We start from the raw sequence: 25,884 nt of genomic DNA on the forward strand, positions 1-25,884 counted from the left end.
ACAAAGGCGCACGGGGCCGAAGGCCCTAATGCACCCGAGCCGGCCGCGCAATCACCTCTAGCGCAACCAACGCGAGCACTGTCACGAGCACCGTCACCGCTACGACAACACCCGACGGGTAGCGCCAGAAGACAAGTACAGCCACGGCGATGACAACGACCAAAACGCGAAGCGCCACAATGTATTTTGCGCATATCGTCTCGATGGCGCGTGGTTCACGATCCGTACTCGGTGATCTGACAGAGTCGACTGCCTTGCTGAATCCGCGGCGCACGGCAAGCGCCGACGACGATCCACCCGTCAGATAGCCGACGATCGCAATCACGACGCCGAGAACGAAGACGGCCCGCAGGCTGGTCTTGAGCGGCAGGAGAAGGGTGTCGACGATAACCCCGGCTGACGCGGGCGACAACACGTCTGCAGGAATGTCGTCCAGGTACACCGCGCGCCCGATGCTGAGCGCGACCGCGAGGAGCGCCATCGCCACGGCAACGGTGATTCCGACCAGCGACAAAGTCCGCAGACGCGATCCCTTGGGCGCGCACCAGATTGCCCCGGCGGCGAGGATGATGATCACCCACGGAAGAACCGAGGACGCTTTGTCCAGCGCAGACACAAGACGCTGAGCCTTGACCAACTTCGGGGATTCGAAGATCACGAAGGACTTGTCGACATCGGGAATCTTGTCGGCAAAAGCAAACCCACGATCGACGAGTGCGCTGCGCGCCTTCTCGATCAGCGGGGCCAGCGAGATGCTGACCTCACCCTTGTCACTGATATCGACCGCAGCCCGCGTGTCGCCGGTCAATACCGCCGTCAAGGATTGGTGGGCTTCACGATTCGCCTCGACCCACAGATTCTCGAATGCGTCCGAGGACACCACGGAGCCGACTGTCTGGTGGATGAACGATTTTGCCTGATCAGCAATGACCGGCGCGAGACCGACCACTACCTGCGGCACCCGCTCCGCATTCTCGGTCAGCGTTGCCAACGCGTCCGCTGTCACTTTCTCGATGTCCAACTGTGAATCGATTTCATCGGTGATCCGGTCGGTGACTTCGCCCTGGATGACAGGATTCGACCCCAGCGGCGCAACAGTCTGCACGTAGCGTTCGGAATCGAGCAATTCGCTGCGTGCATAACGCGCGAGAACACCGGCGAACGACAGCACAAGAATCAAAATGAGCAAGATCCAGACGCCGATCCACCGAAGCCCCGAATGCTCAGCCCGTTGCCGCTCAGTCGGCTTGGTAGCCGCAAATTGGGCGCGTAACTTCTCGAGTTCGGCGCGTTCCGACTTACTGAGGGGTTCAGCATCAGCAGAGTCCATCTAGTGTCTCGTATCTCTCGATGAAGCATCGACAGCGGAGCATGCACAGAAGTACATACCCAGATACAAACGCACTCAATCTCACCTGAAGGTCGAGGGCTTCCAGAGGAACTTATGCAGCCATTTCAACCGTCGTAGGGACGGATGGCACGACGCAAGCCGCTGGCCCGGAGCACTTGGCGTTCGACGCCGGCGCGCACGGACTCCTCTGTTCCGATCACCCGAACATGAGTTCGCGCGCGAGTAATCGCGGTGTACAACAACTCCCGAGTGAGCAGCGACGACGCCTCGGCCGGCAACATGACGGAGACGGTGTCGTATTGACTGCCCTGGCTTCGGTGGATGGTCATCGCATAGACCGTCTGCACGGACGACAATGAGCTCGGGTGCAACTGGAAATTGTTGTCGCCGCGCTGGAAGGCTGCCATGAGCACTCCGCCCTCGCCCTCGACAATCACTCCGGTATCTCCGTTGTAGATGCCGACCTCGTAGTCGTTGGCTGTGACCAACAGCGGCTGGCCGGGATACCACTGTTCAGGATTCAGGAACTCCCCTGCCGCAGCCCCCACCCAGTCCATGGCCTGTTTTGCCCACCGACTGACGCCGTACGGGCCGTCGCGGTGTGCGCACAGAAGCCGATGCGATTCCATCGCTTTCAGCGCTCTCATCGCGTCACCCTGCTTCGCGAATCCAGTCGCGGACTCAGCGCTCGTGACGATATCGGAACGCAGCGCGTCGAGGTCTTCGGGCGCGTGAAACGACACGGCGGAATCACCGCTACGAAGAAGGCCGATAACCTCCTCTGCCTTGCCCTCCCGAACCGCGCTTGCCAACTGCGCAATGATTCCGCCGAATCGTCGGCCACGGGAAAGTTGAACTATGCCGCCGCGGAGACGTTCACGATCGTGCGCGGTGAGTGATTCGGCAGTACCTCCAGGTTCCAAGTCCGCACCGACAATGTCGGCCAGCGCCTTGTTTCCCTCCGCATTCGACGGTCGTGCAACAAGATCCGCGAGGACCGCGCCGGCATCCACCGACGTCAACTGATCCGGATCTCCGACCAACAGCAGTCGCGCGTCAGGACGCACGGCCTCGAGTAATCGAGCCATCAACGTCAACGACACCATCGACGTCTCGTCCACCACGATCACATCGAACGGCAGGCGGTTGGACGCGTTGTACTTGAACCTGCTGGCGCTGCCCCGTTGCCAGCCCAACAAACGGTGCAGCGTCATCGCCGTGAGGTCTGCCGGAAGTTTCAACTGCTCCGCCTGCTCGCGCACCGACTCCTGCAATCGCGCAGCCGCTTTGCCGGTGGGCGCAGCCAGACCGATTCGTAACTCGCTGCCGTGCTCTTCGAGAAGCAGCGCAAGAATACGTGCCACCGTGTGAGTTTTGCCGGTACCCGGGCCACCCGCGATAACCGTCGTCCAGTGTGTAAGCGACAGGGCTGCCGCAATGCGCTGACGGTCAGGGCCACTGGTATGGCCTGAATCCCCCTGAAAAGTTGTCTGCAATCGGGTGCGCGACTGTTCGGTGTCGACTGTCGGATGCGTCTCGGCTCGCTCGTCGAGCACCCGCCGAATTGTCTGCTCCTGCAAAAAGTACCGGTCCAGGTACAACAACTCTCCGTCATCGCTATCCACCAGTCGCAGCGGTCGCAACGGCCCGGCAGTTCCGCCGATCACCAAGGGGCTCAACCGCAACGCGCTGATCACCGCTTCAGGTTCCGGCCAGGGTAACGCGGCAAGTTCGGCTTCGGTGGCCCCGTCGACGCTGACATCCTGCATGCGTCGTAGATCCAGGCAAACCGATCCCGAGCGCACCGCCCGAACTGCCAACGCGGCCACCAACATCACGCCTGGCGACGGTTCCCCGCCCAGCGTGCACAATCTGACAGCAACGTGGACGTCGGCGGCCAGAAGGACCCCGGCCTCGTTGAACGTGCGCACGATCCCACGTGCTCGCTGGGCCAACTGCGCTTCGGTCATGAGAACTCCAGTACGTCAGGCGAAGATCGACCCGCGAGCAGATCCGACAACTCGACGATGAGCGCGGCCGGTGGTTTCCACTCGAAGACACCGCATTCCGGCGGACTTTCCGGTCCGAGCATCCCCCGGACAAACTGATACTGCGCTCCGCCCAGATGCCGCCCCGGATCGTAATCCGCAAGTCGCCACCGCAGATAGCGATGCAATGCAACCGAGTACAACAGAGCCTGAAGCGGGTAATGCGAGCGAATCATCTCAGCTGCCATCAGGTCCCGGGTGTAATGCGCAGCCGTGAGATCACCGCGCCCCAACCTGTTGGTCTTGTAGTCGACGATCACGAACGACGGCCCCGGAATGCGCAGTACTGCATCGATACTGCCGGTCAGGAATCCCCGCATCGGTATGGCGTCGACCCGCCCCAGGTGATCGGCATAACCCGCCAGAATGTCGTCGTGCGGCAGATGCTTTCGGAGAAGTTCGGCCACCTGACGCAGCGTGACCATCAATGACACCGGATCGTCACCACCGGCCAGCGGCAATTCGAAGTCCAACTCCGGCAGTCGATCCGAAGGATCGATTGTCGCCAGCGTTCCGAAGCCCAGTGGCGTGTGCATGACCGCAAAGAGCGCGTTCGCCAGCGCCACCGGGTCCAGGTCCGCAGCCCGCGCAGAAACCGCCTGTGCACATCGCATCTCGAGTTCGCTGCGTAAGTCCACAGCGGAGGTATCGACAACTTCGAGAATTTCGTGAACCAACGTGCCGAACGCGGCGCCCGCGGGAAGTCCGTTCATGGGCGACGGCAATGCCTCCAGCGGTGAGGCTTCCACGGGTCCGACGTCCACGAAGTCCGACGGTTCGTCGTCCTTCCCCGGATCCTCGACCTCACTGCCGGTGGTGGGCGCATGATGAGCGCCCGCCGTCAACGCCGAATACGACGTCCGGCGCCACAGCGTATCCAGGTCACGATCGAAGCGAGCTGCCTCCAACTGGTAGGTCTCCGAGACGGATTCGGACCAACGATCGACCGACGGTGGGTGCGGCCCGACCGACTCGACGGAAATCACGTCCGAGCGGTCAGCAGGCCACGATTCCAATCGCATGGCAATGGCGCCGTCATCAAGAACTTTCACCACTCGGGCGGGCTCCACGATTCCGGGTGTACGCCCGAGCAGCAACCTGTGCAATGCGGATCGTGACGTACCGAATGCCGGCGCCCACCAAAGAACAAGCTGGCACTGCGCCCGGGTGAGCGCCACGTACAGCAGACGCAACTCTTCGCCCGCTCCCTCCGTTTCAGCAGTCAGCTTCCGAGTGTTGTAACCCGGCCCTTCAGCCCCACCGACGTCGAGAATCCGGCGTCCGTCGCCGTCGTGGAGCATCTGGGTCGCTGCGGCGAATCCGCCGACGCTGTCCCAACCGAAGGGCACGTACACAATCGGGAACTCGAGGCCCTTGCTGGCGTGAACCGTGGCGATCTGCACTGCCGCTGCGTCGCTGTCCAGACGTCTGCTGCGATCACTCACGCTTCCCGACGCCGGGTCCTTGATCCGATCCCCCAACCACCGTACGAGGGCGCTCAGGCCGAACGATTCTTCGGCCGCGACTCGGCCGAGCAATTGCGCCACGTGACGCAGATCGGTGAAATCACGTTCGCCGGACGGCGACGACAGGATTCTTCGCTCCAAACCTGTTTCACCTGATATTCTTTCGAACACCGCCGCAAACCCGATTCGCTGGAACAGCTCGGCAAACACTCGCAACTGCCCGGACACGGCAGCCACGACGGCGTCGCCATCGGAATCCATCGCCTCGGGCGTATGGCCCAGAATCGGCGACAGCGCAGCCAGCCGCACCCGGTCTGCACGGTGAGGCTGCTCGACGGCCTGCAACAGCCACAGCCAGTGTTTTGCGCTCGCCGTCGCGAAGACGCTGGAGCCGCCGGTCAATACAGACGGAACACCGACGAGTTCCAACGTGCCACGAATCATCTCGGCTTGCTTGTGATTACGCACCAGGACTGCAATGTCGCCGGGTACAACAGGCCGGCTCACACCACCGAGACTCAGCTCGGAACCACTCGAGAGCACGCGCACGACGTCGGCGGCCAGGTCGTCGGCAATGCGGCTCCGCAATCTGCCGACCGCGGGAAATTGCGACCGATTGAGCGGACCTGCGCCGGTGCGCGGCAGATAACGCAAACGCATCGCCGGCTGCCCGGGAAGCCGGGAAACCTTGTGCGACGACGCAACCGGATGAGCGACGATGCTGTCGTTACCCAGCGCGGCACCGCCGTACAGATGCTCGAGCGCAGCCAGCAGACCGGGGTCACTGCGCCAATTGGTAGTGAGTTCCTGATGCGAATCGGCCTGCTGTACGGCGTCGAGGTAGCTCAGCACCTCGGCTCCACGGAACGCGTAGATAGCCTGCTTGGGGTCACCGACAAGAACCAGCGTGGTGTGCCCGTGAAACGCGAGGCGCAAGATATCCCATTGCAGTGGGTCGGTGTCCTGGAATTCGTCGATCAGGACCACACGAAACTTCTCGCGCACGCGGCGGCAGGCTTCCTGTCCGTAATCGGGGTCGGCGAGCACCCCGTGCAGCAAGGTCAGGAGGTCGTTGAAGTCGCGAATCCCCCTGGCACGTTTGCGTCGTTCGACCTCGTCCCGCGCTGCCGCCGCGAACAACACCCGCTGCCCCGGGATGGTGTCCTCGTCGGCATCGGGTTCGAGTACAGCTTGCCCGTCTGCGACCGCACTCCGCGCGATCGCCAGCGCATCCTTCACAGAAAACGGTGGGGACGTATCCAGGGCGCTGTAGCGGACGAGGTAGAGATCGGACACAACCTCGTCGATCAGATCGTCGACCGATTCGACAAACGTCGCATCCGGTTCCCGCTCACCCGCGATACCCAGACCGTCGAGCATCCGCTGGCAGAAGCTGTGCGTTGTGGTCATGGTGCCGGAATCGAACTCCGCGAGTGCCTGCAGAAGTCTGCGGCGACGACGTGCCACCTCTTCGTCGTCGACAGATGCCAGAAGACGAATCAACACGTCGTCCGAGTGACGAGCACCGTCCGGGTCTGCCAGCGCAGCCGATACACCAGCGAACCGCTCACGCGTCCGCTCACGAAGCTCCTGTGTTGCAGCCCTACTGAACGTCACCAGCAGTACCTGCGAAATATCCGCCACACCTTCGGCGACACACCGAGTTGCCAGACCCACAATGGCGTAGGTCTTACCCGTGCCCGCGCTTGCTTCCAATACCGTTGTGCCCGAAGGAAGGGGGCCAAGCAGGTCGAAGTCCATGACTACTCCGCACTTTCGTTGAGCAACACGGGCAACCACAACCGGTTGGCAAGGACGCCGAACCGGGTTGGCTCCTCGGCCCAGACACATTCGTCCTCGAGTGGCGCCGTAGCGGCGAGGTCGGCAAAGGAACTGGATTCACCGAAGACGTAGACATTGCTGGGATCGTCACCGTCGCTGAATTGCCGCCCCCATGTGGCCTCGGCACTGCTCATGGCATTGTCGATCGACTGTCCGGCAAAGCGCCTTTTCGCGTATTCGGCGGTGGTATTGACCCACATCGGAATCGGACCGCGCAAGCCCCGATCGAGCAGATCGACCAACTGAAGAAGGATGTCGAGCGGGTTCTCGGGAGCGGACAGAACGGAACGTGTTGCCGCGCGCTGGTTTCCACCGCGCCCCACCGTGATCGCGTTGACCTGCCCGCGATCGCCGGCAGCGGCAAGCGCCAGCAAATTGACCCACGCGCTCACCCGATGCTTGGGCGCCAACGACGAGTACTGCGCCCGCACAATCGAATTTCCGTACAGTCCCGTCACGGTTCCGCTAAGGCGCCTACCCCCACCAAGATCGACTGCAACGTCGACGGAAGCGGCATCTCCGGCCATGTGTGGCAGTGCGAGTGACGCCAACTGATCCACTACCCACTCGATGTTGCCCAGCACAGTGCTGCCCAGTTTGTACGGCGGCAACGTGCCTCGCCGCCATTCGGCAGCCCGGAAGTCCGCCGAACTGCGTCCGGTCAAGCGAGAGAGGAGCATTCGATCTCCCAACTCCCAGGTCGCAAGCCCGTCGAGTTCCGCGTCGAGTGAATCGGCGATGTCGTCGCCGAGTTCCGGTACCCGCACACCGAGTCGCTGGCGCAGGAATCCGCGGGCCGGGTGAGTGAGGAACGATGCCAGGTCCGCGAGGTTGACGTCGCGTGGCGGTATCGACGGCAGCGACGCCGAGCGGATCGACGGCGGCGGGACCGGCGCCTGGGTGATGGCACGGGCGCCTGCCAACGCTGCGGCGTCGAAGCTGAACGGTTTTTCCACCTCGAAATTCCGTTTGTCGAATGACTGCAACGGGTGCCGGGTCACAACCTGGTCCAGGCCGTTCGGCCTCACCGCCAACTTCAGGACATCGAGCAACCCGCTGAGCGGAATAGCCGGTGGGCGGGTTGCGCCGGTCACGGGATCTGCACCGGTGTACAGCAGCAGTAGATGTTCACCGGCCGACATCACCGCGTCGAGCAGCAGTTGTCTGTCTTCGCTACGCAGATCCCGCTCCCCGACAACAGGATCGCGAGCCAGGATGTCGTCTCCGTCGACGCCGCCGGAGCGCGGAAACACCTCGTCGTCAAGTCCGAGCAGTACAACAACCCGGTGCGGTACCGACCGCATCGGCACCATGGTGCACACGGTTAATTCGCCGGTACGGAAATTGGCCCGAGTCGGCCGCCCCGCCAGACTCTTCGAAAGAAGTGCACGGATGTCGGAGAGTTGAAGTGTGGTGTCCGAACCGAACTCGACCGCACTCGCAAGAATGCGCTGGGCCGACGCACTCTGCCAGGCGTCGTCCGGTGCCGCATCGGTGAGAAGGTCCAACGCTCTGAGCAACACCCGAAGCCAATCCGACGGCGAATGGGGGCCCGCGAGATCACGCAACGAGACCGCCAGTCTGTCGATGTACTCGGCAAAGCGGCCACTGAGGTCGATGTCTGTGCTTTCGACGTCGTCAAGGGGCAATGCAAGGTCCAGCCACGCGTTTTCGGACTCGTCTGCACTGGCACCCAACAGAATACGGTCGACGGCAGTGTTGAAAGTGTTCTGCTTGAAACCGGCCAGACCGAACGTTGCCCGCTGCCTGATGTCGATGCCCCATCGCGCCCCGGCCGCCCCGGTCCACTCGCGCAGGCGCTCCAACTCGTCGTCGGAGAACGCGAATCGGGTACGTACCGGCACACTGGTGGCAAGATCGAGAACCTGGCTGGCCGTGGCGCGGCCGTCTGCCAGTTCGAGCAGAGTGCCCAGCACAGCCAGCATCGGATTTGTCTGACGCAGACCACGATCAGCAAGGCGGACGCGAAGGCGGTGACCGGGGTGCCCGTGAACACCCTGCCCGAACGCGCCACGCACCAGCGGCGCATATGTTTCGACATCCGGGCACATCACCAGGACATCACGGGGTTCGAGCGTCGGATCGTCTTCGAACAACCGCAACAGGCACTCTCGCAGGACCTCGACCTGACGAGCCGCGCCATGGCACGCGTGAACCTGTACGCTCCCATCGGGTTTCACTCCACCCGAAGGGGCACGGTCGGCCACGATGTCCGCCTGTATTGCCGCCAGAAGGGTCGGTGCGCCTGATGTGGCAGGCAGATATTCCGAAGTGAGATCGATGCTTGCCAGACTTGATTGCATTTCACGAACATCACGGGCAAGACTGGACAACAGTGGGTTCGGCGAGATCAACGCAGAGTTGTCGTCCGAACGGCGAGTGGCGACCGCCCCCGACGACAACTGGGAGCTCATCTCGTCCCACAGCGCGGGGCTTGGATGCGGCAGCCAGATGTGCACGTCACGATGGGTCGCCAAGGCCTCGAGAATCATTCGTTGATCAACTGGAAGTCGGGTGGGACCGAACACCGAAATACGTTCCGGTAGAGAAATAACAGTAGCGTCATCACTCAGCCTGCTGCACACCGACATGAGTCGCTCGGCCGGACCTGCCACGTCGATTCGATCCGCGACAACCGTCCACAACTTGGCTTGCCATTCGAAGTCCTCGGCAAGCGGTAACCCGTGGCCGTCGGTGAACCGACCGGCCGCCCACTCGATCAGCATCTGGGGACGCTGCGCCGCGTAGCTGGAGAACAGATCGGTGACATGCGACGCCGACGCAAAGCGTCGCCCCACCCCGAGCCCACGGAGATGCTTGGCAAGCACGCCGCACCATGGTTCGGAAATGGAATCATCGATGGCACCCAGAACTGTCCACACCAAGCGCGTCGGCGCCCACGGATCATTGTCCGCGCCGACACCACTCACCGTAGCGAGGACGTCGTCGGCCAGTCGAACCGGAGAGGGAAAACTGATGTTCGCGGAGATGCCGTCCTGCGAGGATTCCGTCGCAGTGCCCAATCGTGAGGAAAGCTGCTGATTGAGCCAGCGTTCCACCCCTTTTGCCGGCACAGCGACTATCTCCCGGGCAAACGGATCCGACAACGGCGAGCGGAGAAGAGTGGACAGAGCGCAGACCAATGTGTCGGCCCGCTCGGCACGATACAACTTCAGCAACCCTCGCCCCTTTCGATCCCGCGATGTCCTGAACTCGGATGCGTCCATCTCACCACGCGAGTGCGACACGAACTCGCACCCGCGGCCGCAAGCCCCTCACACAGCAGTGACGAGCAGGCAACATGCCTGCAATCGAACCTTCGTACTGTGCGGAAATGACCAGTCCCATCACCACACCTCGTCCTCTCGGAACAGGTCTCGACATATCGGGCCTCGGTAAGACCTTCACGATGGGACGGCGGTCGGTGACCGCATTGACCGACGTCTCATTGCAGACGAGCGAGGGAACTTTCCTGTCCCTGCTCGGGCCGTCCGGCTGCGGTAAGTCCACTGTCCTGCGCATCCTCGCCGGACTCGACACTCCGAGCGCGGGAACTGCGCTGGTCAACGGGCAAACGCCCGCCGAACTGACAAAACGCCGGGAACTCGGAATCGCCTTTCAGGATTCTGCTCTCCTCCCGTGGCGGACCGTGACTTCCAACATCAAGCTGCCACTCCAGGTCGCCGGAATCGATCCGGACCCGGAGTTGATAGCCGATCTGATCGCTCTTGTCGGCCTCGAAGGATTCGAGAAGGCAAAACCCGCTCAACTCTCGGGCGGTATGCGTCAACGCGTCTCGATCGCTCGCTCGCTTGTCGTCAAGCCGAGTGTCCTCCTCCTCGACGAACCATTCGGTGCGCTCGACGACATGACCCGCCAACGTCTCAACATGGAACTACTTCGAATCTGGACCGAGAAACCGGCGACAACGTTGATGGTGACTCACGGCATCTCGGAGGCGGTGTTCCTCTCGGATGTTGTTGCCGTCATGAGTCCTCGGCCCGGACGTGTCCTCGAAGTTGTTCCCATCGATCTCCCTCGTCCGCGCACCCCCGAGATGATGCGTACGCCCGAATTCCACGCGATCCACGACTACCTGTCGGGTCTCCTGTTCGGAAAAGCAGGCGTTGCATGACAATTACCGACATCGAAAATGTTGCCACCGCAGCTGCAGAACCCATTCCGACGAGGCGGCGGGGCTTCACGCGTCCCACCTGGCTCGGCGGCGCCATCGGAATCTGTGGGCTGATAGCAATCTGGTGGATTCTCGCGGCTGCCGGCGTTGCGGGCGGCACGATCCCCACACCGTGGGTTGTGATCTCGACGATGTTCGACGACGGTTGGGCGCTCTACGGCCCCAATTTCACTGTCACCGCTTACGGCGCCTTACAAGGCTTCCTGTGGGGAAACCTGCTGGCGATCACCCTGGCAGTCTTGGTTGTACTCATCCCACCGATCGAGAGTCTCGCCACTCAACTTGCGATCCTCAGCTACTGCACACCACTGCTCGCCCTCGGCCCGATCATCCTGGTGGTCTTCGGTGGACGGACCCCGACGATCTTCCTGGCGGCGATGTACTGCTTCTTCACAACCATGGTCGGAACTCTCGCCGGCCTACGATCCGCCGACAAAGCGAGCCTCGACCTGGTCGCCGCGTACGGCGGTGGGCGCTGGCAGAAGTTCACCAAAGTACAACTGGTGAGCGCACTTCCGAGCACATTTGCCGCTCTCAAGATTGCCGCGCCGTCGGCTGTCCTCGGCGCCATCCTCGGTGAGTACCTCGGCGGTGTCGACAGCGGAATCGGAGTTGCCTTGACGGCCGCGCAATCGTCGTACAACGTCCCTCGGACGTGGGGAATGGCTATCGCCGCAGCTCTGCTCGCCGGCCTGGGATACGCCCTCGTTGCCGCGGTCGCAAAGATCGTGACACCGTGGACGTCGGCTCCGGGAGCACAGAAATGACCGCGGTACGAGGAACATTCAGATTCCTCGCTCCGATCGCCATTGCGTCCGCACTGCTGCTCGTCATCTGGGTCGTCTTTCTCAACGCCTTTCCCCAAGTCGGACCGCGCGTGGGAAAAACACCGGCCGATGTGTGGGAATACCTGTTCTCCGGACCGAAATCCGCTGACGCGAGGGCCGGAATCCTCGACAATCTGCTCATCACCCTGCGCGATGCGGGTGTCGGATTTGCCGTCGGAATGACGGCCGCGATTGTCGTAGCCTCAATCTTTGTCGTATCCCGCACCGTAGAACAGACATTCATGCCGGTAGCGATGCTGCTGCGGTCCGTGCCGCTCGTCGCGATGACCCCGATCATCGTGTTGATCTTCGGACGCGGAATCGTCGGCGTCACAGTAATGGTCGCCATCGTCGTATTCTTCCCCGCACTGGTCATGATCATGGTCGGATTGCGGGCAGCGCCAACGCAAGCTCAGGACCTCATTGCCGCATACGGCGGGAGTCGTTGGACTGCACTGCGAATGGTGTCGGTTCCCTCGGCACTTCCCGCAGTGTTCGCCGCCGCGCGCGTCTCCGTGCCCGGAGCACTGATCGGAGCGCTGATCGGCGAGTGGCTCGGTAGCGGTCAAGGCCTGGGATCGAGCATGATCAAGGCGATTCCGCGCTACCAGTACAACGAGTTGTGGGCGTCCATCGTGGTGATCACGGTCGTGTCGATCATCCTTTACGCCATTGTCGGAATCTTCGAGAACCTCGCTCTGTCCCATTTCGGTCCTTCGGCAGGCAAAGCGTGAGAACTGTTAACACAACCTCAACAAATAGTGTCCGCCAAGCAAACTCGACGAAATCGACTGCCCCTAGTGTTCCGGTTCATGACGCCTTTCAAGCCCGTCCGCCAGGTGGACCGCCGAGCTTTCTTCCGTTACTCCGCACTGACCGGCATCGCTGTGGCAGGCAGCGCGTCATTGCTCGCCTGCAGTAGTGATTCCACAGCCTCGAGCGGTGGCACCTCCGACGACGGATCCGAATTCGGAACTGTTGCAGTGCAATTGTCCTGGATCAAGAACATCGAATTTGCCGGTGAATACTTCGCCCTCGACAAGGGCTACTACAAGGACGCCGGATTCGGGAACGTCGAACTTGTTGCGGGCGGCGCCGCCGGCACCGGTGTCGAAGCCGGATTGGACACCGGCAAGGTGTGGATCGGCATGTCAGCTCCGCAGCTCACCGCTCCCGCTGTTCTCGACGGACTCGAGGCGAAGATCGTCGGCGCAACCTTCCAGAAGAATCCGTTTGCGATAGTCAGTTCCGCTGCAGCACCGATTAATTCGCCGCAGGATATGATCGGCAAGAAGATCGGTGTCCAGGATTCCAACCAGCTGGTCTTCGGCGCTCTCCTGGCCGCGAACGGGCTCACCGAAAGTCAGATGACCATAGTGCCCGCTCAATTCGACCCCAGCCCACTGGCAAACGGCGAGGTAGACGGTTGGGTCTCCTACGTCACCAACGAGCCGATCACCCTGGCGGCAAAAGGTTTTCCCAACGCCCACTTCTTGTTCGCGGACTACAATCTGCCACTCGTAGCCGAATCGTTCACCGTCCTGCAATCGACCATCGACAACGAGCGAGACAAGCTCAAAGCCTTCCTGAAGGCCGAAATTCAGGGCTGGCGCGACGCTGTCGCCGATCCCGCAGAATCCGCCCGCCTCGCAGTCGAGGTGTACGGCAAGGACCAGAACCTCGAACTCGAGGAACAGACCAAGGAAGCGACCGCACAGAACGATCTTGTGGTCTCGGCCGACACCAAGGCAAACGGATTATTCACGATGACCCCGGCATTGATCGAACAGAACATCGCGGCATTGGCCAAAGCCGGACTGGAGATCTCAGCAGATCAACTGTTCGACCTGTCGATCCTCGAGGAGGTGTACGCCGAGAACCCGGATCTCATCTGACGCTACTGACCGAAGGTGAACCGCAAGTTCGCGTTGATCAGTGTGTTGATCCGTTTGCGCAAGCGGACAACCTCGGACTCTGTCGGGACCCGATCCTCCACGAACAACGTCCAACACAGTGTCGTACTGTTGCCGACCGCCTCGATGTCGAAACGGATTATCGCATCGGGGCGGTCGGGCCAGATCGAAGACCAGACCACCAACTCCGGTTCAACCGCCTCGATAATCCTCGGCTCAATCTCGTTGTCCCGCAAATCGAGCCAGTGCCGAACCGGCTCCCGATGCGGATCGATCAGAGCTTCGAACAAGAACCGCGCGGGCGGCGGCTGACTCCGGCGTCGACTCGCAACTTTGTGCATCACGCAATCCTACTGACGCCCGGAGCCGACGTGAGGCGTGTCAATCAGGGATCAGCGCGAACCGAGGTCGCCGGCTCTGTCCCAGACTTGACCGACTATCGGTGTGCGATCCGGTATGTAGCAAAGTGCATCCCGGAGTCAGTGGCCGGTGGATTCCTTTGCCGGCGAAGCGGGAACCGGAGCACCGTATTCGCTGGCAGCCCATGAGGCGAGCAGTCGCAGCGCTTGTTCGGATCCGGAGCCCGGCTCTGCGGAGTAGATGGTCAGTGTCAGGCCGGGTTCGGCCGCCATCTCGAGGCCCTCGTACGCCAGGGTGAGTTCACCGACAACTGGGTGGTGGAAGGTCTTTGACCCGGTGCCGTGGTGTCGGACATTGTGTGCACTCCACCGACGACGAAAGTCTTCACAACGGGTGCTGAGCTCGCCGATGAGGTCGTGAAGTTCCTTGTTGTGTGGGTCGCGGGCGGCTTCGGTGCGCAAGATGGCAACCGTCACCTCGGCAAAGAGGTCCCAGTCGGGGTAGAAGTCTCGTGCCCGCTCGTCGAGGAAGGTGTACCGGGCGATGTTCGGCGGCTGGCCCGGCATGTCGTAGACGTCCCCGTAGAACGCGCGGGCAAGCATGTTGCCGGCAAGGATGTCCATGCGTCCGTTGCGGACAAATGCCGGGCCGGCGGTGATCGCATCGAGGGCCCACTGCAGACTCTGGTGCGGCAGCCACGTCTTCGAATTGCGGCGCCGCGGGGGCCTGGCCACGGGACTTGCTGCATGGGCGAGATCGAACAAATGCGCACGCTCGGCATCATCAAGGCACAGTGCCTTGGCGAGACTGTCGAGCACCTCGGGTGAGGCGCCGCTGATTGCGCCGCGTTCTATCCGTGTGTAGTACTCGATGCTCACCCCGGCCAGGGTCGCGACCTCACTGCGGCGAAGCCCCTCGACCCGCCGGTTGGTTCCCGCTGGGAGTCCGACCTGTTCCGGAGTGACCAGGGCGCGACGTGAGGTCAGGAATTCCCGGACTTCCGCTCGATTGTCCATGTCTCGACGCTAGTCGAGGTCCCGGTGTCGAGGGAGTCCCTTGTAGTACCCCCACCAACCGGGACTCCCACCTGTGCGCAATGAGTGGTGTGCTGGTGATCGAGAGACGAAGGTCTCGCCTGCGACTTTCAGCGGCCGTCCACAAGGAAGAAACGAACCCACCTTGAATTCAGACACCGAGTCGATCGAAACCGTAAGCGTACTAACGCAATCCACTTCCAACGACGGTATCGTCGAGCCAACCACATCGATGCCGGCCAGACTCGTGGACTCGTCGTATCCACACGGCCGCCTACCGTTGCATGCACTGCTCGTCATGGCGCTCATGGGGTTCATCCTCATCACCACCGAAACGATGCCCGCCGGGCTCCTGCCGCAAATCGCGGGCGGCCTCAACATCGCCGAAGGGACCGCGGGACAGCTGGTCAGCGCCTACGCTCTGGGTACCGTGGTCCTCACCATCCCGGCCATAGCATTCACCCGCGGCATGCGACGCAAACCTGTGTTCCTCGTCGGCATCCTGGGATTCCTGATCGCCAACACCATCGCCGTGTTCTCCCCGGATATCGCGGCGACGTTGACGGCGAGGTTCGCAGCCGGCGCTTTCTCCGGTCTGGTGTGGGGAATGCTCGCAGGATATGCACGCCGCATCACCGCCCCGGAACTTGCCGGGCGAGCCCTCACCATTGCCTCGATCGGCACACCCCTCGGCTTGGCCATAGGAACGCCTTTCGGATCGTGGCTGGGCACAACATTCGACTGGCGCTGGTCTTTCGGAGTCATCTCCGTATTGACTATTGTCACCGCCGTCCTCGCCCTGACGATCGTTCCCGACGCCCCAGGGCAACCTGCGGAATCACGCGTCCCCCTCGTGCGGGTGTTTGCCATTCCCGGCGTCACCGTCATACTCGTCGTCATTTTTGCATGGATGCTCGCGCACAACACGCTCTACACCTACATCGCGACCTATCTACGGACCGCGAATGTGCCGATCTCCGTAGACGTGGCTCTGATGGTGTTCGGGGTTTCCGCACTGATCGGCATCGCGATCACCGGCGCCCTCATCGACCGTGTCCCTCGGCCACTGATTTTAGGCAGCCTCTTCCTCTTCCTCACCGCAGGTGTAGTTTTTGTTGCCGGAAGCCACTCGCCCGCTGCGGTGCTCGTCGCCGTTGTTCTCTGGGGAGTCGCCTTCGGCGGCGCGGCGCCACAGCTGCAAACAGCCATCAGCGCAGCAAGCGGCGAGAACGCAGACATCGCCAACTCCATGCTCGGGGTCGCGTTCAATGTCGCCATCTTCGCGGCCGGAGTCCTGGGTGCCGTACTCGTGAGCACCTTCGACGGAATGGCCCTGCCTTTCCTCATGATCGGGCTCACCGCAATCGCCGTCTCCATCGCATTCACTGCCCGCCGCACAGCATTCCCCGCCCGATAGCCCACCGTCACACTCATCCGACTGACCACACACCAGGAGATAGAACATGCACACCGTCACCGCCTACGCCGCCCCGTCTGCAACCGAACCCTTACGCCGCACACACATCGAACGCCGCGACGTCGGCCCGAGTGACGTGCTCATCGAAATCAAGTACGCCGGAATCTGCCACTCGGACATCCACACCGTCCGCGGAGATTGGGGCCCCCAGAACTACCCCCTCGCCCCCGGCCACGAAATCGCCGGCATCGTCACCGAAGTGGGCTGCGCCGTCACCAAGCACGCCGTCGGTGATCGTGTGGGTGTCGGCTGCATGGTCAACTCGTGCCGCGAATGCGTCAACTGCCGTGGCGGCGATGAGCAGTACTGCCGCGAAGGCAACATCGCGACCTACGGCAGCGTGGACCGCGACGGCACGATCACCCAGGGCGGGTACTCCACCCACGTCGTCGTCGACGAAGACTTCGTCCTTCGCGTTCCGGTGAGCATCGACCTCGCAGCGGCCGCCCCACTGCTGTGCGCCGGCATCACCACCTACTCACCACTCGAACATTGGGGCGCCGGCCCCGGCAAGAAAGTTGCCATCGTGGGGATGGGTGGACTCGGCCACATGGCCGTCCAGATCGCACACGCGCTGGGGGCCGATGTCACCGTCCTGTCCCAGACGCTGAGCAAGAAGGACGACGGCTTGCGTCTAGGTGCAGATCACTACTACGCCACCAGTGACCCGGCAACGTTCCTCGATCTCGCAGACACCTTCGATCTGATCGTGAACACCGTCAGCGCACAAATCGATATCAGCTCCTACCTGAAGTTGCTGACGCTCGACGGTTCCCTTGTCAACGTCGGCGCACCGCCGGAACCGCTTCCGGTGAACGTATTTTCGCTGATCCTGGGGCGACGCTCCTTCGCCGGGTCTGCGATCGGCGGCATCCGCGAGACCCAGGAAATGCTCGACTTCTGCGCCGAGCACGGCATCGCTCCCGAAACCGAACTCATCGCCGCCGATCAGATCAACGATGCCTACGAACGCGTCCTTGCCTCCGATGTTCGGTACCGGTTCGTCATCGATACTGCGACCCTCGTCTAGACCCCACGTTTCCGGTGTGGCCGGAGGGCAGAACTTCGGCCACACCTAGGCGATGGTCCCGTTCACTGCGGGCCGAACCTGTGAACTGCAACCGAGAAGAAGGAAAACGATGCGACGAAAGCTCCTCATCACAGGATCAGCGGCAATCGTGTTCGCCGCCGCCGGATGCACGACCCCTGCGGGGCCCGCCTCCTCGACGTCGGCAATTTCCGCCACCTTCCCACCTGGCATCGCTTCTGCTAGCAGTTCTGCCGAAGGAACCGTAGTGCGCTTCACCTCGGGTGAAACTGCAGTCGACGTCACGATCGAATCGGACAATCCCACAACCCGTGATTTCCTCTCGATGCTTCCACTCACATTGTCAGTCGAAGAATTCGCGGGAAGGGAAAAGATCAGCCAACTGCCCCGAAAACTGGAGACAGACCGCTCGCCTGGATCCGACCCCGAGGACGGTGATCTCATCTATTACGCACCGTGGGGGAATATCGGCTTCTACTACGACACCGACGGCATCGGCTACTCGGATCAGACCATTCACCTGGGCACCTACGACGGATCCGTCGAGCAGCTGAGCCGCCTCGAGGGCGGAGACGTCACCGCCGAAGTGGTCCACCAGCAGTAGATACCGAGCCAACAAACTTCTGCCCACGGGCACAGGCTGCCAGATGTGCTGAACCCCGAGAGATACTTCGCCACTATTGATTTCGAAAACGAATCCGAACAACTCTGCCGCACACATCGACCCCCGCCTCGCGGCGACAACGTGACGGCGACACCCATCCTGACCATCCACACCGACCGCGAATCCGCGGCAAACATGGAGAGCTATGACCCGCACATCATCCCGGTACACATTTATCGCCGCAGGACTCACTGTGGGCGCTCTCCTGGCCTCGTGCACCGCGCAGCCCATACCCTCCGCGACGACCTCTACTTCCTCTCACTCAACGGCGCACCCGTCTCTCGGGACATCCGTGCCCTCCCACGTCACGACAAACCTGCAAGCCCCGTGGTCGGTGGTGTTCCTCGACGGCACACCCCTGGTCAGCGAACGCGACAGCGCGCGAATCCTCGAACTCGCAGAGGACGGCACCGCACGCGAAATCGGAACGGTCACAGGCGTCACCGGCAGCGGCGAAGGTGGTCTCCTGGGTATGGCGGTCGACGATCAGAGTCGGCTGTACGTGTATTCCACAGCATCGAGTGGAAACCGCATCCAGCGGTATTCCGTGACCGGAACAGCCGGATCACTCTCGCTCGGCGAACCACAGACCATCATCGATCAGATCCCGGCCGCCGGATGGCACGACGGCGGACGGATCGCGTTCGGCCCCGACGGAATGCTGTACGCCGCAACAGGTGATGCCGGACAGCGCGGCACCGCACAGGACCCAGCCTCCCTTGCCGGGAAGATTTTACGGATGACCCCCGACGGTGATGTCCCCGAAGACAACCCGTTCCCGGACTCACTCACCTACAGCTACGGGCACCGCAACCCTCAGGGTCTGGCCTGGTCTGACGACGGAACGATGTTCGCCACCGAATTCGGACAAGACACCTGGGACGAACTGAACATCATCACCCCCGGCAGCAACTACGGGTGGCCTACTGTCGAAGGCATCGCCGACACCGACGGTTTCACCGACCCCGTACAGCAGTGGGAGCCCAGCGAGGCCAGCCCCAGTGGCATGGTCAACATTGAAGGGACACTGTTCATCGCCAATCTCCGCGGTCAGGTCCTGCGAGCTGTCCCGAGCGCCCACCCTGCCACTTCGACCGACTATTTCAGCGGCGAGTACGGCCGCATCCGCGATGTCGCCGAGTCCCCGGACGGGGACCTGTGGCTCATCACCAACAACACCGATGGCCGCGGCGAACCGGGTCCCGAGGACGACCGCATCCTCCGTGTGCATCCAAGCATGCGGTAAGAGGCATCGTCAGCCGGCAACCTGACCCCACCCGCAACCGGTTCGAGAATGATTCCGTAGCAACGGATCTGGATTGAAATCTTGAGCATCAGCACTGTCGTACGGCGCAATCGCTTCGTGTTTCATACGACTTGTCGCCGCGAATCAGAAGCATCCCCAACCATCTGCGCCGTCACCGTCCCGATCAACGTAGAAAACGTGATCCTGGCGCTCTGGTGGCACCGAAGAAGGTGAGACGGGTTTCTGAGACACATTACGATTCCACAACTGTTGCAGTCGATTTCGCTCCACTCCGGCGTCGACTAGCAACTTTGTGCATCTCGCAATCCTACTTTTAGCGATTGTTTCTCCAGATTGCAGCAGAGAGGACTGTGGCGAACGAGCACCACAGCGGATACGGAACCAGTGCAAGGCCCGCAGAGCGGTCGACGCGCCCAACTCGCATCGCCAGATCAGAACTACTGACAGCTAGGGCTGCCGCGATGACGGGTGCAGCAGCGAGTCGATGTGAGCGAAAGAAGACCCAACTCCAGCCTGCATTGACGGCGAGGTTAGCCAGTAGTGCCAGTGCCAACCTTCGTTCATCGGCACGGTCTCCCTCCTCTTGGAGTCGATCAAGTGCAATGGCGGAACTGACAGCAATATCGGCATACAAGGCGGTCCATACGACCGGAAAAACAACGGCCGGCGGTTGAAATGCCGGCTTGCGCAAGTTCCTGAACCACGATGTTTTTTCGGGGCTACGGCCGGCCGCAGACCCGACGAGAGCCGTGAGGGTGGTAAACGCTCCGGTCCTCGCCAAATTCTTCGGAAGCCGGTTCAGTAGCTGTTCGCTCATCAATCTATCCCTACCGTCGTCGGTGTGGTCGCGGTGAAGCCGAAGTCAGACCGGATTCTCATGTGCGAGTGCGCGGTAGCCTTTTGCACCGATGCGATCCACTGCCGCTTTGACCACTGCAAAAATTGCTCCCTGCAGTGCTGCGGAAATGAGAACCTCCTTGCTTGACCTGGTCAGATCGTGCGGGTCAGGCGCTTCGCCCTCGTGCGCGACACGCTTCCAAACTTGTTGAAACACAGCACCGGCGGCGATTCCGCCGAGAACACTCGTTGCGAGCGAAAGTGGAGTGGCAGCAATTCGCTGAGCGTGCTCCATGGCGGGATGATCGATCCACTTCCACTGATGACTATGTTCGACAAGCAGATTCAGCTTCGCCTGGGACAGGCAAACGGCAAGAAATGGGTGGACGGCATCATGCCTTCATGATGCCGTCGAAGTTCGCCGTCATGGGGCTGGTGTATCTGCAACGTGCGTATCTGCGAGTCGCTGCGCGCGTCGCACGTCTCGATGACTTCGCAGGGAAAGACGCCCGACAGCGACCGCGCCGAAAAACAGGATCACCGCACCGAGGCCTTCGAAGAACGCCAACTGTTGCAATGCCTGAAATCCGGGCCGGGTTGCTGTCGGGCTTCCAGGGTCTCCGATGTGCAGCACGGGCGCCAGCACCGGTCCGACGATGAACCATGCGCCGCCGACAACACCGAGCCACGCGCCGAAGCCGGCGACGGCGCGGTTGGCGCTGAACAAGAGCAGGATCCCGCCAACCACGGTCACTGCACCCGGCAACACTTCGAGCCAACCCCGAGCGGAAGTCCAGGTCCACGCCTCATCCGGCGTGAAAGAAAACGAGAAGTACGGACCCACAAACGGTATCAACGCTCCCCAGAGTCCAAGCAGAATCAGGGCCAGGCCACTGACAGCACCACGGGTGCGAGGCACCCACATCCGACCAGGCGTTGTTTCTCGAACCGGCACCGCCGCGCGATCAGAGGCTGCGTAGTCATTTGCCGGGGCTGCATCGCCTGCAGACGATTCATGCCTCTCGTGCCGAGATGCATTCTGACGAAACATGATTCCACTCCTTGTCGTGCGCGAACCAGGGGCCGCTCGATCAAGTCCCGACAAGTCGCGCGCGACTGTAGTATCGACGGATACACACGGCTAGTTGCTCTACCGCGATCACCACTCTCGGAATACCCTGAAGCCACTGTCGGCAAACGAAGAATCAGCAAGCACAATCCCACATATGCCGTGCTCCACGCATAAATCGGCGCCACCGCGTTCAGCTGATCGCGAGCATCTCGCGAAGGAAAACACTGCACACAGCATCAAGGAAGGGCGAACATGTTCGGAAATCAATCTCGATCATCCGAGGAACACATCGCCACGGCCTACCTGGTCACACACCTCTGTGGTGCAATGTTGGGTCTACAGCTCGCGAGATCGCTCGTCGACTCCTACGGATCGTGGGCGGAGGGACGGCTGGATTCGCTGCCGAACGAATTGGAGTACGAAATCGGACAGTTATTGCAACTGATCGAAGACACTCAGGAAATTTCGCTACCTCGCTATCCGGTGATCGATGCGGGATTGAATCGGCTGAGAAAACTGGTTCACATCGATGCACTGTGGCAGCGTCGTCTCGTGAAACTAGCTGCCCTGGAAGTCATGCGAACCGCGCTCTGCGGAAAAAGTGCGATGTGGGAAGTTCTGCGCGATATCCCGGCCGGCGAGACCGAGGACCAGCATCGCGAACTCAATGCACTGGTATCAAAGCAGATTTCCACGGTGACGGATCTGCACCACCGTGCCGCAACTGATGCGTTCAATCGTCCCGACTCGGAAAAGTCCCACACCGAGCACGGGTAACACCACGGACATCACCTCGGAGGCAACGTTCCGGACGAGGAACGGGTTTGCCGAAACAGAACTTCACGTACCAACTGCGTTGTCCGCGTAATACTCCTGACTGTTTACAACCACAGTCCCTAATATCCGACAATTCAAGCATTGCCGGGGGACACTCATGAGCACACCCATTCGAGAGGCCTGCTCATGCGTATACGACATCGAGTTCTACTTGCTCTGACTGCAGCTTGCGGTCTTGCGGTGACTCCCACCGTCGCGTCGGCGACACCGAGCACCGGAGTGCACGGCGAAATCCTCGGGCAGGTGACGTTCGGCGACAAGGACTATGTGCTGCGCAAAATCACTGTCGACCCGGGTGGATCCACCGGCTGGCACTTCCACGACGGTGTTCTGTACGCCGCCGTTGCCGGCGGCACCTTGAGCCACTACCGATCCGATTGCTCGGTCGACGGCTTCTATCAGACCGGTAACACCCTCATCGAACCGAGCGGATCGGATCACGTTCACATCGGCAACAATTCGCAGACCACTCCCCTGGTTCTCCTTGTCGTTTACGTCAACCCCACGGGCAGTCCCTTGTCCGAGGACGCGGCAGCGCCCAACTGCCAACTACCCGGGTAGCAGATTGGCGAGCGGGAATCGTATCGGCATCGATTCGATGCCGGACACGAAGTTGGCGGCGCGACGCGGTAGTGGTGCGTCCGTCGCCAGTTCCATCCCCGGTAAACGCTGGAAAAGCTGCTCGAACATGATCGTTCCTTCCAGCCTCGCCAGCTGATTACCCAAGCAGAAATGCGTGCCGAACCCGAACGCGACGTGTGGGTTCGGTGTCCGACCGATATCGAACTGCGGCGCATCCACGAACACAGCGTCGTCGAAGTTCGCCGACTCGAAGAGCAGCAGCATCTTCTCTCCCGCTTTCAGACGCGCACCGAAAAAATCCGTGTCGCGGGTAAGTGTGCGGGCCATGTTCTTGATCGGCGACGACCATCGCAGCATCTCTTCCATCGCCAACGGAATCATCTCCGGGTCGGCGGCCAGCGTTCGGTACTGATTTGGGTGGCGCAGTAGTTGTTCCATCCCTCCGCTGAGCACGTGGCGCGTTGTTTCGTCGCCGCCGATCAGAATCAACAACGACTCGTTGACAATTTCCTGGTCCGACAGCGCCTCTCCGTCGATCTCGCTGTGAATCAACGTGCTGATCAAGTCGTCTGCTGGGGCTGACCGACGCTCCCTGATCGTCCGGGTCATGTACTCGGTGAAATCGACGTACGCCGCCATCATCGCCTGAAGTTGCTCTGGGGAAGCGTTACTACCCAGCGCTTTCACCAAATCGTCCGACCACCGCAGGAACACCGCACGTTCTTGCGGACGCACACCGAGCATGTCGCCGATGACCGCCATCGGCAACGGCGCGGCAAGATCGGCCACGAAGTCCGCTTCCCCGCTCTCACAGACAGCATCGATCAACTGGTCACAGATCTGTCGAATCCGATCGCGTTTTGCTTCGACCTTCCTTTTGGTGAATCCGGCATTGACGAGGCGTCGACGCGTGAGGTGCTCTGGATCGTCCATGTCGATCATCTGCGGAAGCGGACCGGTTTCGGGTCTGATGCCGCCGGCATTGGAGAACAACGCAGGGTCTCGCTCGGCCGCGATGACGGCGGCGTAGCTTGCAGCGGCGGTGATGCCGTTCGCGCTGTCTCGGTACACGGGTTCGTGCTCACGCATCCACGCGTATGCGTCGCGCACATCGCCGAGATCACCGGAATAGAAGCGCCCGTCGATCAGGTCGAAGTTCGGCCGATTCGCCATCTCGCCGTCCTCTCTCGAGAAACCCTTGCCTCAACAAGTAGAACCTGTTCCTATAGAGCTCGGGGCGTTATTGCCGAAGTTCTTCGGCCCACCTCGATCCGTGTACACCGCGCAGACGACAACCGGGAGATGGACATGGGCGACAACACCGCCTTTGCAGGCAGATCGGTACTTGTGACCGGCGGCGGAAGCGGCATCGGATTCGGCATTGCCGGTGCGCTCGCCGGAGCCGGTGCCCACGTCACGATCTGCGGACGAAACAAGGACAAACTCGATGTTGCGGCCAACTCGATTCGTGCCCGCAACGGGTCCGGCTCCGTCACTGCTGTACCCACCGACATAACCGTCGAAGCCGAGGTCATCGCTGCAGTCGCATCCGCGGTCGAGGCAACGGGAACACTCGACGGCGTTGTTGCCTGCGCCGGTGGCAACGAAACCATCGCCCCGGTGACCCAACTCGACGTCGATGCGTGGCGCCGCACGGTAGACCTCAACGTGACCGGCACGATGCTGACGATCAAGCACGGCGCACGTGCCCTCGTCTCCGGAGGCGGTGGTTCCATCGTGGCGATCTCGTCGATCGCGAGCAGCAACACACATCGATGGTTCGGAGCGTACGGCGTGTCGAAATCCGGCGTCGACCATCTCGTACAGTTGGCGGCAGATGAACTGGGTGCCAGCAATATTCGAGTCAATGCGATTCGTCCCGGCCTCACCCGGACCGATCTGGTCGCGCTCATCACCGACGGTGGACCGATTCTCGACGACTACATGGCCAACACTCCCCTCGCACGTGTCGGCGAAGTGGAGGACATCGCAGCACTCGCGACATTCCTCCTCGGACCGGACTCCACGTGGATCACCGGACAGATCATCAACGTCGACGGCGGTCAAATGCTGCGTCGCGGACCGGATTTCCGCTCGATGCTCGAATCCGTGTACGGCGCCGACGGACTCCGCGGGGTGGTGGCATGAGCTATACCATCCTGGGCAAGACCGTCGAGATGCCCGTAGAAGTCCGTACCGCCTCCGCGTTCATGGCGATGTTCTCCGTTTCGAGTGTTACTGCCCAGTCGATCATCAACCACACCGGACTGACCGTTCTGCAATTCCGCCCGGGGCGCGCACTGTGCGGATTGGTATTTGTCGACTACGTGGACGGAGATCTGGGACCGTACAACGAATTCGGCGTGACATACATGGTGCGAAGCCATACCGCCCCACCGGAAATTTCGGTGCTGGGCGACCTTCGTGCGCTCACGTCCGGCACAGCGGGCGCCCTCATCCATGAACTGCCCGTCGACGGCGAGTTCACCAAGGCCGCCGGCCGTGAGATCTGGGGATTCCCGAAGGTGATGGCGGAGTTCGATACCGAGCATGTCGGATCCGTCAAACGCGGTTCGGTATCTCACGACGGCAAACTCATCGCGCAGTTGAGCGTGAAGCCCGGAGTGAGCGTTCCCGGTTCGGGAGCAAACATGTCACTTGCCGCATATTCACATCTCGACGGCATCACCCGCTGTACGTCGTGGGACATGGCTCCCACCGGCGTCAAATCTCGCCCGGGTGGTGCGGAGCTCCAGCTTGGCACCCACCCGATGGCCGCCGAACTACGACGCCTCGGCCTGCCGAAACGAGCTTTGATGACAACCACGATCACCAACCTCGCCATGACATTCGGTGAGGCGACAACCATCTGACGGCGTCTGCCTCATTGCGCGAACGCGTTTGAATGCCCTCCTGCGGTGCCACCTTTGTCGGGCTCCGCAGGAGGGCTCATCCCCGGGCGCAGACTGCGACCCTCAGGGTGCGACACAGATCCCTCACAAGGGTTGCGCCAATCGATCACTGGGAGCGCAAGGCGTGTCGC

The 25,884-nt window shown here is 61.6% G+C and carries 22 protein-coding genes; 12 read left to right on the forward strand and 10 right to left on the reverse strand.

Annotation, left to right across the window (positions count from 1 at the left end; translation table 11 throughout):
- Window positions 1–25 precede the first annotated feature (25 nt).
- The 4 genes from EEB13_RS25710 to recC form a co-directional block, all read right to left on the reverse strand.
- The gene (locus EEB13_RS25710) at window positions 26–1,330 is read right to left on the reverse strand and encodes a hypothetical protein (RefSeq protein ID WP_141486542.1); all 1,305 of its coding nucleotides are present in this window, start codon (window positions 1,328–1,330) and stop codon (window positions 26–28) included.
- A gap of 125 nt (window positions 1,331–1,455) precedes the next feature.
- Window positions 1,456–3,321 (reverse strand): exodeoxyribonuclease V subunit alpha, encoded by a 1,866-nt coding sequence (gene recD / locus EEB13_RS25715; RefSeq protein WP_141486543.1) that lies wholly within the window; start codon window positions 3,319–3,321, stop codon window positions 1,456–1,458.
- Window positions 3,318–6,626 carry a UvrD-helicase domain-containing protein gene (locus EEB13_RS25720; RefSeq protein WP_141486544.1) on the reverse strand — a complete coding sequence of 1,103 codons (3,309 nt, stop codon included), beginning with the start codon at window positions 6,624–6,626 and terminating at the stop codon, window positions 3,318–3,320. The genes recD and EEB13_RS25720 overlap by 4 nt, the downstream gene beginning before the upstream one ends.
- A gap of 2 nt (window positions 6,627–6,628) precedes the next feature.
- A complete protein-coding gene (gene recC, locus EEB13_RS25725) occupies window positions 6,629–9,907 on the reverse strand; it encodes an exodeoxyribonuclease V subunit gamma (RefSeq protein WP_141486545.1) in 3,279 nt (1,092 codons plus the stop codon).
- Between the two features lie 122 nt (window positions 9,908–10,029).
- Between recC and EEB13_RS25730 the strand changes: the two genes are divergently transcribed.
- The 4 genes from EEB13_RS25730 (at window position 10,030) to EEB13_RS25745 (ending at window position 13,645) form a co-directional block, all read left to right on the forward strand.
- Window positions 10,030–10,863 carry an ABC transporter ATP-binding protein gene (locus tag EEB13_RS25730; protein ID WP_080711649.1) on the forward strand — a complete coding sequence of 278 codons (834 nt, stop codon included), beginning with the start codon at window positions 10,030–10,032 and terminating at the stop codon, window positions 10,861–10,863.
- Window positions 10,860–11,690 (forward strand): ABC transporter permease, encoded by an 831-nt coding sequence (locus EEB13_RS25735; RefSeq protein ID WP_045068522.1) that lies wholly within the window; start codon window positions 10,860–10,862, stop codon window positions 11,688–11,690. Before EEB13_RS25730 ends, EEB13_RS25735 begins: the two co-directional genes overlap by 4 nt.
- The gene (locus EEB13_RS25740; RefSeq protein WP_033232428.1) at window positions 11,687–12,484 is read left to right on the forward strand and encodes an ABC transporter permease; all 798 of its coding nucleotides are present in this window, start codon (window positions 11,687–11,689) and stop codon (window positions 12,482–12,484) included. The genes EEB13_RS25735 and EEB13_RS25740 overlap by 4 nt, the downstream gene beginning before the upstream one ends.
- 78 nt (window positions 12,485–12,562) lie before the next feature.
- Window positions 12,563–13,645 (forward strand): ABC transporter substrate-binding protein, encoded by a 1,083-nt coding sequence (locus EEB13_RS25745; protein WP_033232660.1) that lies wholly within the window; start codon window positions 12,563–12,565, stop codon window positions 13,643–13,645.
- Window positions 13,646–13,647: 2 nt separating this feature from the next.
- On the opposite strand, the gene EEB13_RS25750 is transcribed toward EEB13_RS25745, so the two are convergent.
- Window positions 13,648–14,004: a hypothetical protein gene (locus EEB13_RS25750; protein ID WP_141486546.1), complete on the reverse strand. Its 357-nt coding sequence runs from the start codon at window positions 14,002–14,004 to the stop codon at window positions 13,648–13,650.
- Between the two features lie 138 nt (window positions 14,005–14,142).
- Window positions 14,143–15,039 carry a helix-turn-helix transcriptional regulator gene (locus EEB13_RS25755; RefSeq protein ID WP_033232431.1) on the reverse strand — a complete coding sequence of 299 codons (897 nt, stop codon included), beginning with the start codon at window positions 15,037–15,039 and terminating at the stop codon, window positions 14,143–14,145.
- A gap of 250 nt (window positions 15,040–15,289) precedes the next feature.
- Between EEB13_RS25755 and EEB13_RS25760 the strand changes: the two genes are divergently transcribed.
- The 4 genes from EEB13_RS25760 (at window position 15,290) to EEB13_RS25775 (ending at window position 19,492) form a co-directional block, all read left to right on the forward strand.
- Entirely contained in the window at window positions 15,290–16,474 is a 1,185-nt protein-coding gene (locus EEB13_RS25760; RefSeq protein ID WP_051730371.1) for an MFS transporter, read from the forward strand.
- 46 nt (window positions 16,475–16,520) lie between these two features.
- Complete coding sequence (locus EEB13_RS25765; protein WP_033232433.1) at window positions 16,521–17,564, forward strand: NAD(P)-dependent alcohol dehydrogenase; 1,044 nt, start codon at window positions 16,521–16,523, stop codon at window positions 17,562–17,564.
- Window positions 17,565–17,673: 109 nt separating this feature from the next.
- Window positions 17,674–18,186: a cyclophilin-like fold protein gene (locus tag EEB13_RS25770; RefSeq protein WP_095888204.1), complete on the forward strand. Its 513-nt coding sequence runs from the start codon at window positions 17,674–17,676 to the stop codon at window positions 18,184–18,186.
- A 205-nt stretch (window positions 18,187–18,391) separates the two neighbouring features.
- Window positions 18,392–19,492 carry a PQQ-dependent sugar dehydrogenase gene (locus EEB13_RS25775; RefSeq protein WP_141486547.1) on the forward strand — a complete coding sequence of 367 codons (1,101 nt, stop codon included), beginning with the start codon at window positions 18,392–18,394 and terminating at the stop codon, window positions 19,490–19,492.
- Between the two features lie 334 nt (window positions 19,493–19,826).
- Here EEB13_RS25775 and EEB13_RS25780 read toward each other — a convergent pair whose 3' ends face one another.
- The 3 genes from EEB13_RS25780 to EEB13_RS25795 all read right to left on the reverse strand — a co-directional run bounded on the left by EEB13_RS25780 (window position 19,827) and on the right by EEB13_RS25795 (window position 21,401).
- The gene (locus EEB13_RS25780) at window positions 19,827–20,330 is read right to left on the reverse strand and encodes a TspO/MBR family protein (RefSeq protein ID WP_080711651.1); all 504 of its coding nucleotides are present in this window, start codon (window positions 20,328–20,330) and stop codon (window positions 19,827–19,829) included.
- Between the two features lie 45 nt (window positions 20,331–20,375).
- Window positions 20,376–20,645: a DUF4235 domain-containing protein gene (locus tag EEB13_RS25785; RefSeq protein WP_033232437.1), complete on the reverse strand. Its 270-nt coding sequence runs from the start codon at window positions 20,643–20,645 to the stop codon at window positions 20,376–20,378.
- A 129-nt stretch (window positions 20,646–20,774) separates the two neighbouring features.
- A complete protein-coding gene (locus EEB13_RS25795; protein ID WP_051730361.1) occupies window positions 20,775–21,401 on the reverse strand; it encodes a hypothetical protein in 627 nt (208 codons plus the stop codon).
- 273 nt (window positions 21,402–21,674) lie between these two features.
- Between EEB13_RS25795 and EEB13_RS25800 the strand changes: the two genes are divergently transcribed.
- Both EEB13_RS25800 and EEB13_RS25805 read left to right on the forward strand, forming a co-directional pair.
- Window positions 21,675–22,199 carry a hypothetical protein gene (locus EEB13_RS25800; protein WP_033232439.1) on the forward strand — a complete coding sequence of 175 codons (525 nt, stop codon included), beginning with the start codon at window positions 21,675–21,677 and terminating at the stop codon, window positions 22,197–22,199.
- A 240-nt stretch (window positions 22,200–22,439) separates the two neighbouring features.
- Window positions 22,440–22,820, forward strand: coding sequence for a cupin (locus EEB13_RS25805; protein ID WP_261984648.1), 381 nt, complete (start codon window positions 22,440–22,442; stop codon window positions 22,818–22,820).
- On the opposite strand, the gene EEB13_RS25810 is transcribed toward EEB13_RS25805, so the two are convergent.
- On the reverse strand, window positions 22,809–24,014 hold the full coding sequence (locus tag EEB13_RS25810; RefSeq protein WP_033232444.1) for a cytochrome P450: 1,206 nt from the start codon (window positions 24,012–24,014) through the stop codon (window positions 22,809–22,811). The two genes, EEB13_RS25805 and EEB13_RS25810, sit on opposite strands and share 12 nt — an antisense overlap.
- Window positions 24,015–24,149: 135 nt before the next feature.
- Between EEB13_RS25810 and EEB13_RS25815 the strand changes: the two genes are divergently transcribed.
- The gene (locus EEB13_RS25815; RefSeq protein ID WP_084702952.1) at window positions 24,150–24,989 is read left to right on the forward strand and encodes an SDR family oxidoreductase; all 840 of its coding nucleotides are present in this window, start codon (window positions 24,150–24,152) and stop codon (window positions 24,987–24,989) included.
- The gene (locus EEB13_RS25820) at window positions 24,986–25,714 is read left to right on the forward strand and encodes an acetoacetate decarboxylase family protein (RefSeq protein ID WP_141486548.1); all 729 of its coding nucleotides are present in this window, start codon (window positions 24,986–24,988) and stop codon (window positions 25,712–25,714) included. The genes EEB13_RS25815 and EEB13_RS25820 overlap by 4 nt, the downstream gene beginning before the upstream one ends.
- Window positions 25,715–25,884: the final 170 nt, after the last annotated feature.

Origin of the sequence: Rhodococcus sp. WS3 (assembly GCF_003797085.1) — a bacterium.
GTDB classification, from domain to species: domain Bacteria; phylum Actinomycetota; class Actinomycetes; order Mycobacteriales; family Mycobacteriaceae; genus Rhodococcus_F; species Rhodococcus_F globerula.

Bases quoted from the DNA above. Each gene is read 5' to 3' on its own strand.
- EEB13_RS25710 (WP_141486542.1), bottom strand. From the start codon at position 1,330: ATGGACTCTGCTGATGCTGAACCCCTCAGTAAGTCGGAACGCGCCGAA.
- recD (WP_141486543.1), bottom strand. From the start codon at position 3,321: ATGACCGAAGCGCAGTTGGCCCAGCGAGCACGTGGGATCGTGCGCACG.
- EEB13_RS25720 (WP_141486544.1), bottom strand. From the start codon at position 6,626: ATGGACTTCGACCTGCTTGGCCCCCTTCCTTCGGGCACAACGGTATTG.
- EEB13_RS25730 (WP_080711649.1), top strand. From the start codon at position 10,030: ATGCCTGCAATCGAACCTTCGTACTGTGCGGAAATGACCAGTCCCATC.
- EEB13_RS25735 (WP_045068522.1), top strand. From the start codon at position 10,860: ATGACAATTACCGACATCGAAAATGTTGCCACCGCAGCTGCAGAACCC.
- EEB13_RS25740 (WP_033232428.1), top strand. From the start codon at position 11,687: ATGACCGCGGTACGAGGAACATTCAGATTCCTCGCTCCGATCGCCATT.
- EEB13_RS25745 (WP_033232660.1), top strand. From the start codon at position 12,563: ATGACGCCTTTCAAGCCCGTCCGCCAGGTGGACCGCCGAGCTTTCTTC.
- EEB13_RS25750 (WP_141486546.1), bottom strand. From the start codon at position 14,004: ATGCACAAAGTTGCGAGTCGACGCCGGAGTCAGCCGCCGCCCGCGCGG.
- EEB13_RS25755 (WP_033232431.1), bottom strand. From the start codon at position 15,039: ATGGACAATCGAGCGGAAGTCCGGGAATTCCTGACCTCACGTCGCGCC.
- EEB13_RS25760 (WP_051730371.1), top strand. From the start codon at position 15,290: ATGCCGGCCAGACTCGTGGACTCGTCGTATCCACACGGCCGCCTACCG.
- EEB13_RS25765 (WP_033232433.1), top strand. From the start codon at position 16,521: ATGCACACCGTCACCGCCTACGCCGCCCCGTCTGCAACCGAACCCTTA.
- EEB13_RS25770 (WP_095888204.1), top strand. From the start codon at position 17,674: ATGCGACGAAAGCTCCTCATCACAGGATCAGCGGCAATCGTGTTCGCC.
- EEB13_RS25775 (WP_141486547.1), top strand. From the start codon at position 18,392: ATGACCCGCACATCATCCCGGTACACATTTATCGCCGCAGGACTCACT.
- EEB13_RS25780 (WP_080711651.1), bottom strand. From the start codon at position 20,330: ATGAGCGAACAGCTACTGAACCGGCTTCCGAAGAATTTGGCGAGGACC.
- EEB13_RS25785 (WP_033232437.1), bottom strand. From the start codon at position 20,645: ATGGAGCACGCTCAGCGAATTGCTGCCACTCCACTTTCGCTCGCAACG.
- EEB13_RS25795 (WP_051730361.1), bottom strand. From the start codon at position 21,401: ATGTTTCGTCAGAATGCATCTCGGCACGAGAGGCATGAATCGTCTGCA.
- EEB13_RS25800 (WP_033232439.1), top strand. From the start codon at position 21,675: ATGTTCGGAAATCAATCTCGATCATCCGAGGAACACATCGCCACGGCC.
- EEB13_RS25810 (WP_033232444.1), bottom strand. From the start codon at position 24,014: ATGGCGAATCGGCCGAACTTCGACCTGATCGACGGGCGCTTCTATTCC.
- EEB13_RS25815 (WP_084702952.1), top strand. From the start codon at position 24,150: ATGGGCGACAACACCGCCTTTGCAGGCAGATCGGTACTTGTGACCGGC.
- EEB13_RS25820 (WP_141486548.1), top strand. From the start codon at position 24,986: ATGAGCTATACCATCCTGGGCAAGACCGTCGAGATGCCCGTAGAAGTC.